Annotated in this window: 12 protein-coding genes and 1 tRNA gene; 3 read left to right on the forward strand and 10 right to left on the reverse strand. The window is 64.5% G+C overall.

The features are described 5' to 3' along the window. From argJ to VAR608DRAFT_RS21505, 3 genes are all read left to right on the forward strand, one after another. Positions 1 to 1,230, forward strand: coding sequence for a bifunctional glutamate N-acetyltransferase/amino-acid acetyltransferase ArgJ (gene argJ / locus VAR608DRAFT_RS21495; RefSeq protein ID WP_088955907.1), 1,230 nt, complete (start codon positions 1 to 3; stop codon positions 1,228 to 1,230). A gap of 76 nt (positions 1,231 to 1,306) precedes the next feature. Beyond that, positions 1,307 to 2,176 (forward strand): ATP-binding protein, encoded by an 870-nt coding sequence (locus VAR608DRAFT_RS21500; protein WP_088955908.1) that lies wholly within the window; start codon positions 1,307 to 1,309, stop codon positions 2,174 to 2,176. 4 nt (positions 2,177 to 2,180) lie between these two features. Next, entirely contained in the window at positions 2,181 to 2,618 is a 438-nt protein-coding gene (locus VAR608DRAFT_RS21505; protein WP_088955909.1) for an NUDIX domain-containing protein, read from the forward strand. Positions 2,619 to 2,626: 8 nt separating this feature from the next. Here VAR608DRAFT_RS21505 and VAR608DRAFT_RS21510 read toward each other — a convergent pair whose 3' ends face one another. The 10 genes from VAR608DRAFT_RS21510 to VAR608DRAFT_RS21555 form a co-directional block, all read right to left on the reverse strand. After that, positions 2,627 to 2,836: a DNA gyrase inhibitor YacG gene (locus VAR608DRAFT_RS21510; protein WP_088955910.1), complete on the reverse strand. Its 210-nt coding sequence runs from the start codon at positions 2,834 to 2,836 to the stop codon at positions 2,627 to 2,629. After that, positions 2,833 to 3,588, reverse strand: coding sequence for a cell division protein ZapD (gene zapD, locus VAR608DRAFT_RS21515; RefSeq protein ID WP_088955911.1), 756 nt, complete (start codon positions 3,586 to 3,588; stop codon positions 2,833 to 2,835). The genes VAR608DRAFT_RS21510 and zapD overlap by 4 nt, the downstream gene beginning before the upstream one ends. Positions 3,589 to 3,618: 30 nt before the next feature. After that, the gene (locus VAR608DRAFT_RS21520) at positions 3,619 to 4,632 is read right to left on the reverse strand and encodes a hypothetical protein (RefSeq protein WP_088955912.1); all 1,014 of its coding nucleotides are present in this window, start codon (positions 4,630 to 4,632) and stop codon (positions 3,619 to 3,621) included. Between the two features lies 1 nt (position 4,633). After that, complete coding sequence (locus tag VAR608DRAFT_RS21525) at positions 4,634 to 6,127, reverse strand: MBOAT family O-acyltransferase (RefSeq protein WP_088955913.1); 1,494 nt, start codon at positions 6,125 to 6,127, stop codon at positions 4,634 to 4,636. Positions 6,128 to 6,205: 78 nt separating this feature from the next. Then, positions 6,206 to 6,808, reverse strand: a complete 603-nt coding sequence (coaE, locus tag VAR608DRAFT_RS21530; RefSeq protein ID WP_088955914.1) for a dephospho-CoA kinase — start codon at positions 6,806 to 6,808, stop codon at positions 6,206 to 6,208. Positions 6,809 to 6,819: 11 nt separating this feature from the next. Then, on the reverse strand, positions 6,820 to 7,776 hold the full coding sequence (locus tag VAR608DRAFT_RS21535) for a prepilin peptidase (RefSeq protein WP_088955915.1): 957 nt from the start codon (positions 7,774 to 7,776) through the stop codon (positions 6,820 to 6,822). Further along, positions 7,776 to 8,999, reverse strand: a complete 1,224-nt coding sequence (locus tag VAR608DRAFT_RS21540) for a type II secretion system F family protein (protein WP_088955916.1) — start codon at positions 8,997 to 8,999, stop codon at positions 7,776 to 7,778. The genes VAR608DRAFT_RS21535 and VAR608DRAFT_RS21540 overlap by 1 nt, the downstream gene beginning before the upstream one ends. Before the next feature lie 20 nt (positions 9,000 to 9,019). Beyond that, positions 9,020 to 10,753, reverse strand: coding sequence for a type IV-A pilus assembly ATPase PilB (pilB, locus tag VAR608DRAFT_RS21545; RefSeq protein ID WP_088955917.1), 1,734 nt, complete (start codon positions 10,751 to 10,753; stop codon positions 9,020 to 9,022). Positions 10,754 to 11,161: 408 nt separating this feature from the next. Further along, positions 11,162 to 11,238 (reverse strand) — tRNA-Pro (locus VAR608DRAFT_RS21550). 37 nt (positions 11,239 to 11,275) lie between these two features. Beyond that, a complete protein-coding gene (locus tag VAR608DRAFT_RS21555; RefSeq protein ID WP_088955918.1) occupies positions 11,276 to 12,268 on the reverse strand; it encodes a polyprenyl synthetase family protein in 993 nt (330 codons plus the stop codon). Between the last annotated feature and the right edge of the window lie 121 nt (positions 12,269 to 12,389).

A 12,389-nucleotide genomic window follows, 5' to 3' on the forward strand; every position in this document is an offset into this window, starting at 1 on the left:
ATGCCCGTGAATCTCTCTGCTCCCGATCCCGCCGCGCTGCATGCGGTGCCGGGTATTCGTATCGGCGTCGCCGAAGCCGGTGTGCGCAAGGCCAACCGCAAGGACCTCACGGTGGTGCTGATCGACGAAGGCGCCGCCGTCGGTGGCGTGTTCACGCAGAACCGCTTTTGCGCCGCGCCGGTGCAGGTCTGCCGCGATCATCTGGCCCGCAATCTCGGCATCCGCGCGATGCTGATCAACACCGGCAATGCGAACGCGGGAACCGGCGAAGACGGCCTGGCGCGCACGCGGGCGACCTGCATCGCGCTGGCACGCAGGCTGAACCTGGCGCCTGAGCAGATCCTGCCGTTTTCCACCGGCGTGATCATGGAGCAGCTGCCGATCGATCGCATCGAAGCCGGATTGCCGGCGGCGCTCGCCGATGCATCGCCCACTCACTGGGCGCGAGCCGCCGAGGGCATCATGACCACGGACACCGTGCCCAAGGCCTTCAGCCAGCAGGTGCCGATCGACGGCGCGACCGTCACCATCACCGGCATCAGCAAGGGCGCCGGCATGATCCGTCCGAACATGGCCACCATGCTCGGCTTCATGGCGACGGATGCGAAGATCGATCCGTCCCTGATCCAGCCGCTATCCAAGGCGCTGGCGGACGCGTCGTTCAATCGCGTCACGATCGACGGCGACACGTCGACCAACGATTCCTTCGTCGTCATCGCCACGCAGAAGGCGGCGCACCCGACGATCACCTCGCTCGAATCCGCCGCCGGCCAGGCGCTGCTGCAGGCCATGCAGAACGTGGCGCGCCAGCTCGCGCAGGCGATCGTGCGTGACGGCGAAGGGGCGACCAAGTTCATCACCGTCCGCGTCGAGGGCGGCCGCGACGAAGCCGAGTGCCGGCAGGTCGCATATGCCGTGGCGCATTCGCCGCTGGTGAAGACCGCGTTCTATGCGAGCGACCCGAACCTGGGCCGCATCCTCGCGGCCGTCGGCTACGCCGGCATCGCGGACCTCGATCAGACGGGCATCGACCTCTTCCTGGACGAGGTGCACGTGGCGGTGAGGGGCGGCCGCAATCCGTCCTATCGCGAGGAAGACGGGCAGCGCGTGATGAAGCAGAGCGAGATCACCGTTCGCATCGCGCTCGGTCGCGGCAACGCGGCGGACACCGTCTGGACCTGCGACCTGAGCCACGACTACGTGTCGATCAACGCCGACTACAGATCATGAGGCCACCACGCTCGCTTTGCTCGCTGCCCCCCGAGGGGGAGCTCAGCGCCCTTCGGGCGGCCGGGCGGGCGCTGTCATGAATGAAAAGTTCGAACGCCTGATCGAGCGCGCCGAGCAACTGATCGGCCGGATCGAATCGATTCTTCCGCAGCCATTGGCCGCGCCGGCGGATTGGAATGCCTCCATCGCCTGGCGCTATCGCCGCCGCAGTTCGGGCCACGGGACGCTGGAGCCGGTCCGGCATGTGGCGTCGATGCCGCTCGATGCATTGAAGGAGATCGACGCCCAGAAAGAGAAGATCGAACGCAACACCCGCCAGTTCGTCGAAGGCAAGCCGGCCAACAACGTGCTCTTGACCGGCGCGCGTGGCACCGGCAAGTCGTCGTTGATCCGGGCCTGCCTTCACGCCTACGCGCCCCAGGGTTTGCGTCTGATCGAGGTCGACAAGGCCGAGCTCACCGATCTGCCGGACATCGTCGAGGTGGTTTCCAACCGGCCCGAGAAATTCATCGTCTTCAGCGACGACCTGAGCTTCGACGAGGGCGAACCCGGCTACAAGGCGCTCAAGTCGATCCTCGACGGTTCTGTGGCCGCGGCGACGCCGAATGTGCTGATCTACGCGACCAGCAATCGGCGCCATCTGCTGCCCGAGTACATGAAGGAGAACCTCAGCTACACCCACACCGAGGACGGCGAGGTCCATCCTGGCGAGGTGATCGAGGAAAAGATCTCCCTGTCCGAGCGCTTCGGGCTTTGGGTGAGCTTCTATCCGTTCACGCAGAACGAATACCTGACGATCGTTGCGCAGTGGTTGTCTTCGTTCGGTGTCGACGAGAAGGCGATCGAAGCGGCGAGGGCCGAAGCGCTGGTGTGGGCGCTCGAGCGCGGATCGCGCAGCGGGCGCGTGGCCTACCAGTTCGCCCGTGACTATGCGGGACGCAGCTGACGCCATGAATGCGCAGCGCAAGCATACGGAGGTCGCGGTCGGCATCCTCATTCGCGGGGACGACGCACTGCTGCTTTCCACCCGGCCCGAAGGCAAACCTTACGCGGGCTACTGGGAGTTCCCGGGCGGAAAGATCGAAGCCGGTGAAACAGTCGAAGAGGCGCTGCGGCGCGAACTGCACGAGGAGCTCGGCATCACGATCGCCGGCGCCGACGTGTGGAAGGTGACCGAGCACGACTATCCCCATGCCCTGGTCCGCCTGCACTGGTGCAAGGTGACCGACTGGTCCGGTGATTTCGAGATGCGCGAGGGACAGGCGATGTGTTGGCAGCAGTTGCCGCTCGATGTGTCGCCGGTGCTGCCGGGCGCGCTCCCGGTGCTGGCGTGGCTGGCCGAAGAGCGTGGGCTGCCGGCGGATGCGGTCGTCACGCCGGCGGCGTAGCCGGGCCCTTACTGGCGTTTCGGATCGCCGAACGGATCATCGTCCGGCGGTGACTCCGCGGGCACCCTGAATTCCTCGCTGGCCCAGGCGCCCAGGTCGATGCCCTTGCAGCGTGCACTGCAGAAAGGCCGGTAGGGGTTGCTGGCGGCGTAGACGCTGTCCTTCCCGCACGCAGGGCACTTGACGATGCGTTCGCCGATCGGAGGGGACGTGCTCATGCGCAGAGCGTCAATTCGAACGGGGTGTCCTCGGTGCTTTGGTGGAGCCGGTCATCGGCTTCCTGCCGCATCAGCCGCACCGACACCATCAAACGGTTGCCGCTGATTTCCGGAATCAGCCCGAGTCGGGGGTCGATCCGGAGGCGCAGCAACTGAAAGCTCCGACCCTGCGGCAGGGCCTGCTGGAATTGTCCTTTCGATGCCATGACCTTGTAGGGGACATCCGCGTCGCGCAGCAGCTTGAGCAGCAGGTAGATCGACTCGGCCAAGGGGGCGAGCGTCGACGACCAGCGCTCCAGGTCGGCGCGCCGATCGTCGGCGCGGCGGTTCTGCCAGGCGTAGTAGGCGGGCAGGTCGAACTCGCAGGTCCCGCCGGGAATGCCCGCGCGGCTGCGAATGCTCATCAGCCACTCGTTCTCGGTGAGCGCCTGGCCCGCCTTTCCCGGCACGGTATTGAGCGTATTGAAGTTGCTCTCGAGCTTGCCGACCACCTGATCGAGCACCGTCTCGGCGATCGCGGGGTTGCCGCGATAGCTGTTGAAGACATTCTTGTGCTTGTCGAGGTCCCTCAGCACGTCGGCCTTGAGGTCGGCGCGCGCCGCCACATCCATGATCTCGAAGATCGTGACGAGCGCGTAGTGATGAAGCAGTGCCGATTCGGCCGGCACCAACTCGCCGAGACGGCGGAACAGGTGCTCCAGCCGAAGGTAGGTCCGGATGCGCTCGTTGAATGGGTACTCGTAAAGGATCACGCGTGACGGCTTCCGGTCGCGATCATAGCCTCAAGAAGGCTGCGTGGGAGCTTGCGGAAAGATCTTGCGGACCGCGCCGAGCATGACATCCCCGACCGCCAACTGGCCATGCATCGACAGGTGGGTGTCGTTGGGGAAATAGAAGTCCCGGATCCTGGACTTCTGCTCCCGGGCGAACGTGAAGAGGTCAGGCCCGAGGCCGGCTTTCGCAAAAGCGGTCACAAAATCTTTCGAATGGTCCGGCATGACGTATGTCGTCGTCTTGTTGGGGATCACCATCCACACGATGGAGCGGGCGCGATGCGCTTCGGAGAAGGCGCGCATCTGCTCGACGTGCTCCACCGTGAGTTCGCCGTTGTCGTCGTCGTCCCTGAAGAACAGGGCCTTGCTGCAGAAGCGGTTGCTGAACATCGAGCAGCCATCGGGCACGGGGCGGACCCAGGTCTGCTTCGCGGCCAGCGTCGACCCTTCTTCCTCCTTCGCTTCGCGCGTGTTGAGGTAGGTGAGATAGCCCGAGGTGAGTTTGGCTTTCCAGTTGAGTGCGAACCCTGGCACGTGCTCGGGGAACTCGTAGAAGGGCTCGGCGCGCGACTCGGGGGGCTTGCTCATCGCCTTGCACTTCTGCGTGTTGGCCAGGCGGTCGGCGAGAAGCCGCTCGACGCTCTCGATCACGACCAGCTTGCCCTTGAAGCCCGCGTGGTCGAGCCACGCGTCGAAGTCGTCGCAGAGCGACTCGCGGAATTCGCCCCAGTAGATCGTGGCGATGCGCAAGCCCCGCTTCTGCAGCACCGATTGCCAGCGCAGGCTCATGGAGAAGCTGTCCCCGATCACGAGGATGTCGGCTTCGTTGATCGGCGCGGAGCGAAGGTACTTCCGCTCGACGTGCGGCGGCTCGAGCTGCCATCCGAACTCGTGGTCGGAGACCAGGCCGATCCGCGACAGGTCGCCGTAGGGGATCGGCGTGTTCAGCGTGACGATCAGCATGGCAACGATCACAGCGAAGCCGGCTGTGAAGATTTGCAGCCAGAGTTTTGCGGGCGTCATATCAGAACTGGAAATAGAGAAACGGGCTGTAGGAGCCCAGCTTCGAGACGCAGAGCCCGAGCAGGAGGACCGTGAGGAGCGCCATGAATGGGGTGAACACGAGCGAGGCGCGCGGCCGGCCGGCCAGCGACTGGGCCAGCGGAACCCAGCGTTGCAGCGTGATGGTCGGCGGCAGCGCAAGGCAGATGAAGAGGCCGACCAGCAAGGTCTGGAAGAATTCCGGCTTGCGGGACGGGACGGGCCCGAACTCGGTGAATGCCTCCAGCGCAGTTCCGTGGAAGCCGAGCATGCCCTTGTAGATCTCCATCGCGGCATGCATGCTTTCCGCGCGGAACACGACCCAGGCGATCATGACGCACAGGAACGTGAGGAACCAGCCGAGGACCTTCGCCAGCCGGCCGGGCTTTGCGTCGCGGCGAACCTTGCCGTTCCAGAGATGGTTGATCACGAGGTACATGCCGTGCAGGCCGCCCCAGATCACGAAGGTCCATGCGGCGCCGTGCCACAGGCCGCCCAGCAGCATGGTGATGAACAGGTTCAGGTAGCGGCGCGCCGGCCCCTTGCGATTCCCGCCCAGCGGGATGTAGAGATAGTCCCGCAGGAAGGTCGACAGGGAGATGTGCCAGCGGCGCCAGAACTCGATGATGTTGGTCGACTTGTAGGGCGCGTTGAAGTTGAGCGGCAGCTTCACCCCCAGGCACAACGACAGGCCGACGGCCATGTCCGAATAGCCCGAGAAGTCGAAATAGATTTGCAGGGTGTAGGCCAGCACGCCAAGCCATGCCGTGTAGATCCCGGGCGCCGTGCCGTTGTGGACGCCGTTGAACATGAGGTCGGCGTACTCGCCCACCTTGTCGCCGAAGAGGAGCTTCTTGGCCAGACCGAAGACGAAGATCGCCAGGCCGAGCGAGACTTTGTCGAGATCGATGCGGTAGGTCGCCGGATTCGCGAACTGCGGCATCATCTGCGCGTGATGCAGCACCGGGCCCGCGATCAGATGAGGGAAGTAGGTGACGAAGAGCAGATAGTGCACGAAGCTGCGTTCGTGGACCTTGTCCTGCCAGCAGTCCACCAGGAACGCGATCTGCGTGAAGGTATAGAAGGAAATGCCGATCGGCAGGGCGATATGCAGCATCGGCAGCGGCGTGAATCCCGCCGCGGCAATCCCTGCATTCACGTTGCCGAGGAAGAAGTTCGCGTATTTGAAAGTCGCCAGCACTGCGAGATTCACGACCAGCGCGAGCACGAGCATGCGCTTTCGTCCCGCGTCGGTGCGGCCGGGGCCGCGCGTCAGGCGGAGGCCCGCCCAGTAGTTGAAGCAGATCGATGCCAACAGCAGCGGCAGGGCCTCGACGCTCCACCAGCCGTAGAAGAACAGCGACGAAAGCGCGAGAAAGCCGGCTGCAGCGCGTACATTTCGCCTTCCGATAAGGAAGAACCCGAAGAGGACGATCGGGAAAAAGCAGAAGATGAACGCGTAGGAGTTGAAGAGCATCTTGGGGGAGCGTTGCCGCGGGGCTCGCTGGCACGCCGCTTTCTTTTTCTCCGGCGCTGAAGGCCGGCCAACCGTGGATTATCGCGCGCCTGCGCCAGTCCACTGTTCCCAGAGACCCTCGACGTGCCAGGAGAGTTCCGCCAGCCCCAGGCCATCGTTGTAGATCAGGGCGTCCGCCGCAGCCCTGCGAAGGGCGCGATGCGCCTGCTGCGCGATGACGGCGCGGACTGCATCGGGCGTCCAGCCGGAGCGGGCGATCACGCGTTCCATCTGCGTTTGCTCGCTCGCATCGATCACCAGGACGCGGTCGACGATGGCGCGCCAGCGCTTCGATTCGACCAGCAAGGGCACGTCGAAGACGACGGGCTGGCCAGGCTGGGCCGAGGCCGCCTGATGCTCGCACTCGGCGCCGATCAGCGGATGGAGGATGCCCTCGAGGCGCTTTTTCGCCTCTGCATCGGAAAACACGAGTTCCCGCATCCGGGCCCGATCCATGCCTCCCTCGGCGGTCAGGATGGAGGGTCCGAATTCCGCTTCGAGTGCAGGCAAGGCGGCGCCGCCCGGCTCTGCGATGGATCGGGCGATGGCATCGGTGTCCACCAGCTTCGCGCCGCGTGCGACCAGCATCGCGGCCACGGTGCTCTTGCCGCTGCCGATCCCGCCGGTCAGCCCGATGCGCATGGCAGCAGTTCTCAGTGGAAGGGAAAAGCGAATGGCAGCCAGTCCTGGACGCGCGCCGGTCCGGCGACCAGGCAGACCAGGCCGGCGCCGGCGAGGAAGGGCCCGAACGAGATCGGCACGTCCTTGTGCGCGAGCTTGCCGACCAGGAGCAGCGTGCCGCCGATCACCGCACCGACGAGCGAGGAGACCAGCACGATCGCCAGCAGGAACTCGACCCCGAACCAGGCGCCCAGCGCGGCCAGCAGCTTGAAGTCGCCAAAGCCCATGCCCTCCTTGCCGGTGAGCCGCAGGTAGGCCTGGTAGATGAGCCAGAGACTCGCGTAGCCGGCCACCGCCCCCCAGACGGCGGAAGCGAGCGGAATGCCGGTCCACCCCAGGGCCGCGCCGATCAGGCCCAGCCAGAGCAGCATGTAGTTGTAGCTGTCAGGCAGATACTGCGTGTCGAGATCGATGAGGAACTGGCACACCAGGAGCGCCGCGCAAGCTGCCCACAACGCGCCAACCGGTGTGAGACCGAAGCGCCATCCGCACCATGCGAACAACAGGCCGGTCAGGAGTTCGACGATGGGGTAGCGCGGACTGATGCGAGCCTTGCAGTCGCCGCAGCGGCCACCGAGCGCCAGATAGCTGATCACCGGCACGTTGCGATACCAGCGCACCGGCTGCCCACAATGGCCACAGCGGGACGCGGGCCGTGCGAGGTCGAAAGGCGGCAGCGCCTCGAGCACCGGGACGGCTTCGTCCGCCGCCGCCCTGAGTCCCTCGTCCGCCGGCGACGCAGGCGCCAGCGCGCGCGCCCAGAGCGACGGCCCGCCGTCGGGCGAGGTCATGAGATGGCCGACGGCGTCGAACAGCCAGTCCCTGTACATCATCACGGGCGTCCGGTAGACGACCACATTCAGAAAGCTGCCGATCAATAACCCGAGGACGCCGGCCAGTGCCGCGTCCACCCCCTGCGAGACGAGCATCAGACGACCTGGCCGAGCTTGAAGATGGGCAGGTACATCGACACCACGATGCCGCCGATGATGACGCCGAGGAACACGATGATGATCGGTTCCATGAGGCTCGAAAGCCCTGCGACCATGTCATCGACTTCCTGTTCGTAGAAGTCGGCGGCCTTGCCCAGCATGTGATCGATGGAGCCGGATTCCTCGCCGATGGCGGTCATCTGCAGAACCATCGATGGAAAGAGGTTGGCATTGGTCATCGCGGCGGTCAGGCTGGTGCCGGTCGACACCTCCTGCTGGATCTTGGTCGTCGCTTCCGAATAGACCGAGTTGCCGGACGCGCCACCCACCGAGTCCAGTGCCTCGACCAGCGGTACGCCGGCCGCGAACATGGTGGCGAGCGTGCGCGTCCAGCGCGCGACGCAGGACTTGTCGATGAGCGCGCCGAAGATCGGCAGGCGAAGCAGGAGGCGGTCCATGACCTGTTGCACGCGCTCGTTGCGCTTCCAGGCCTGGAGGAAGAAGTAGATCCCGCCGCCGACCACGCCGAAGATCAACCACCAGTAGGCAACGAAGAATTCGCTCATGCCCATGACGAACAGCGTCGGCGCGGGCAGGTCCGCACCGAAGGAGGTGAACACCTGCTTGAAGGCGGGGATCACGAAGATCATGATGATCGCCACCACCACGAAGGCCACCACGATCACCGAGGTCGGATACATCAGGGCCGACTTGATCTTCGACTTGATGGCCTCGGTCTTCTCCATGTAGGTGGCGAGGCGATCGAGCAGGTCTTCCAGGATACCGGCCGCCTCGCCGGCTTCCACGAGGTTGCAGTAGAGGCTGTCGAAGTACTTCGGGAATTTGCGGAACGCGGCCGACAGCGAGGTACCCGTCTCGACGTCGCTGCGAATGTCGTTGAGCAGCTTGCCGACGCTCGGATTGGCATTGCCGCGGCCCACGATGTCGAAGGCTTGCAGCAAAGGCACGCCGGCCTTCATCATCGTTGCCAGCTGGCGGGTGAAGATTGCGATGTCCTTCGGCTTGATCGCCTTGCCGGACCGCATCCGCCGCTTCTTGATCTTCGTCGTGAGGATGCCCTGGCGCCGCAGCGCAGCCTGCACCTGGTTCTCGCCGGCGGCACGAAGTTCGCCGCGCACCACCTTGCCGTTGCGGTCCTTCCCTTCCCACTCGAAGATGTATTCCTTGAGCGTTCGGTTCGATGCTGCTGCCGTTGCCATGGGTTCTCCGCCGTTGAATGCTATTCGTTGGTGACTGCGAGCACTTCCTCGAGCGAGGTCAGTCCCTGCATGACTTTCTTCAGTCCCGATTGACGCAACGAACGGACGCCTTCGGCTTCGGCCTGGGTTGAAATGTCGAGTGCCGACCCGTCGCGAAGAATGATCTTCTGGATCTCCTCGCTGATGGGCATCACCTGATAGATGCCGACGCGCCCCTTGTAGCCGCCGTTGCATGCGGAGCACCCGACGGGGTGGTAGGGCTTCCAACTGCCATCGAGCTCGTGTTCCCGGAAGCCTGCGTCGAGCAGCGCCTGCCGGGGAACATCCGAGGGCGCCTTGCACACGGTGCACAGGCGGCGGGCAAGGCGCTGGGCGGTGATCAGGATCACGCTCGAAGCGATGTTGAAGGGCGCGATGCCCATGTTGCGCATCCGCGTGAGCGTCGTGGGTGCGTCGTTGGTGTGGAGCGTCGAGAGCACCAGGTGGCCCGTCTGTGCCGCCTTGATCGCGATGTCGGCCGTCTCCAGGTCGCGGATTTCGCCGACCATGATGATGTCCGGATCCTGCCGCAGGAAAGCGCGCAGCGCGGCCGCGAAAGTGAGGCCCGCCTTCTCGTTGACGTTGACCTGATTCACGCCCGGCAGGTTGATTTCGGACGGATCCTCCGCCGTCGCGATGTTCACGCCGGGCTTGTTGAGCAGGTTCAGGCAGGTATAGAGCGAGACCGTCTTGCCCGAGCCGGTGGGCCCCGTGACCAGCACCATCCCGTAGGGCCGGTTGATCGCGTGGAGCAGGCGCTCCTTTTCGTCGGCGTCGTAGCCGAGCGCGTCGATGCCCATGCGCGCGCTGCTCGGGTCGAGGATACGAATGACGATCTTCTCGCCGAAAAGCGTGGGGAGCGTGCTCACCCGGAAGTCGATCACGCGCTCGGGACCGATCTTGAGCTTCATCCGCCCGTCCTGCGGGATGCGCTTCTCCGCGATGTCGAGCCGGGAGATCACCTTGATCCGCGACGCGAGCTTGTCCTTGATGACGGTCGGCGGACTGGCGATCTCGCGCAACTCGCCGTCGATGCGAAAGCGCACGCGGTAGTTGTGTTCGTAGGGCTCGAAGTGGATGTCCGACGCACGCATGCTGAATGCATCGAGCAGCATCTTGTGCAGGAAGCGGACGACGGGCGCATCCTCGACTTCGGCGACGGCCTGCTCGGCCGTGTCGCTGGCGGCTTCCGTCGAAACCTCGTCGAACTCGAACTCGGCGCCGATGATGTTGTCGATGGTCTCGGAAGCGGTCACCGCGGCCGCTTCGATCATCCTCGAGAGCTTGTCGTATTCGGCGATGACCCAGTCCACCCCCATCTGCGAGGCGAACTTGATCTTCTCCGCCGCCTGCTGGTCCGACGGATCTGCGGTCGCGACGATGAGGCGGTTGTTGCGCTTGCTCAGGACCACCACGCGGTAGGCCTGGCAAAGCTTGGTGTCCAGAAGGTCCTTGGGAAGGCGCTGGGGATCGATCGCGTCGAGATCGAGAAGGGGGGCGCCGAATGCGCTCGACAAGGTGTGCGCCAGGTCGGCGGCCGAGACGGCCCCGGTACCGGTCAGCTCCGCAATGAAGCTGGTCCGTCCGCTAAGCGACTTCTGGTAGATGTCCTCGGCGGCTTTGGCGGGGAGTTTTCCAGCCGAAACCAAGGCACGCGCGAGTCCCGGCAAGGCGACTGGCGAGCTTTCTTTGACTAGGGGTTCGGCAGCGGCCATTCAACGAATGTAAAAAACGTGAGAATTTGCTTCACGATCATCGCTGATCACCTTCGGGCTGTAAACCGCCGCGGCGGCTCCGCTCGCGGAGCATTTGGCAGTTGCAGCGCAAAAAGGCGGGTCGGGCTGAGCGGGGATTAGTACCTCCGGCTTGCAAAACCCGAACAGGTCATCGCGACGATCGGGCCCACTTCGCCACGATGGCAGAGGGGAAGGGCATCTTAGCAGCAGTCCAGCGCAGCGCGACGCAGATCCCGTGTCGTTACGCTTGGGAAAATGTTGTCGATGTCCAACACCGGCTGCGACCGACAGCGACCGACTGCGAAATAGGCGGTCGTGTGGTTGGCGCGAGAAGCTGCTCGATGTCCGCGCTGCGGCGATTCTCTGAATTGAGCAGGACCAGAAATCTGGTCGGGGTGAGAGGATTCGAACCTCCGGCCTCTACGTCCCGAACGTAGCGCTCTACCAGGCTAAGCTACACCCCGATGGTTGCAAGAAAAGTGAGTCGTCCTTCGTGGTGACTTAGGCGCGTCGCTCAAGCAACTGAGCCGCTAATTGTAGCAAACCTCTGGAGTAAGAATTCTCGGGGAAGCCAGAAAGTGCGTCGATTGCACGTTGAGCCTCTGCCGCGGCGGCTGCTCGTGTGGCTTCCAGCGCTCCGGTTTCCCGGACGATCGAGACGACCTGGGGCAGTTGGCTGGTGTCGCCTGCCTCGATCGCGGCGCGAATGAGATCGCGCTGCTCGGGCGTTCCACGCTGCATTGCCAGGATCAGGGGCAAGGTCGTTTTTCCTTCGCGCAGATCGTCGCCGACGTTCTTGCCGGTTTCGCTCGCGTCGCCGGCGTAGTCGAGCACGTCGTCGATGACCTGGAACGCCGTGCCGAGCGCCTGGCCATAGGTCGCGCACGCCTCTTCGATATGCGCAGGCGCCTTGGCGAGCACCGCGGCGAGCCGTGTGCTCGCCTCGAACAGCTTTGCGGTCTTGGAGCGAATGACGCGCAGATAGGCTTCCTCGTCGAGCGAAGCGTCGTGCATGTTCATCAATTGGAGGACCTCGCCTTCAGCGATGACGTTCGTCGCTTCCGCGAGGATTTCCATGACGCGCATGTCGTGCGCGTCCAGCATCATCTGGAACGCGCGCGAGTACAGAAAATCGCCGACCAGCACGCTGGCGGGATTCCCGAAGGATTCGTTGGCGGTCGGCCGTCCGCGCCGGAGCGTGGATTCGTCGACCACGTCGTCGTGCAGCAAGGTTGCCGTATGGATGAATTCGACGACGGCGGCCAGATTGAAGCGCTGGTCCTCGTGGTAGCCCAGTGCGCCTGCCATCAGCAGGAGCAGGGCAGGGCGCAGCCGTTTGCCCCCGGCGGAGATGATGTACTTCGACACCTCGCTCACGAGTGGGACGCCGGTGTCGAGGCGGCGCGCGATCACGCGGTCGACCCCTGCCATGTCGTCGGCGATCAGGCGAAGGACGCCGGCGGCGGAAGAGGGGTCTGAGGCAGGAACTGACAAGGCGAGGGCGCTTGCGCGCTGCGTGAGGTGCGACGATGGCGCTGGGCCGGAAGCTGCTGATTATAGGGAGGGAAGGGGCCGCCACGCAGTTGGGCGGCGGCTCCTGGTGCGCGAAAATCGT

The sequence above is a fragment of the Variovorax sp. HW608 genome (assembly GCF_900090195.1).
Classification (GTDB): Bacteria; Pseudomonadota; Gammaproteobacteria; order Burkholderiales; family Burkholderiaceae_C; genus Variovorax.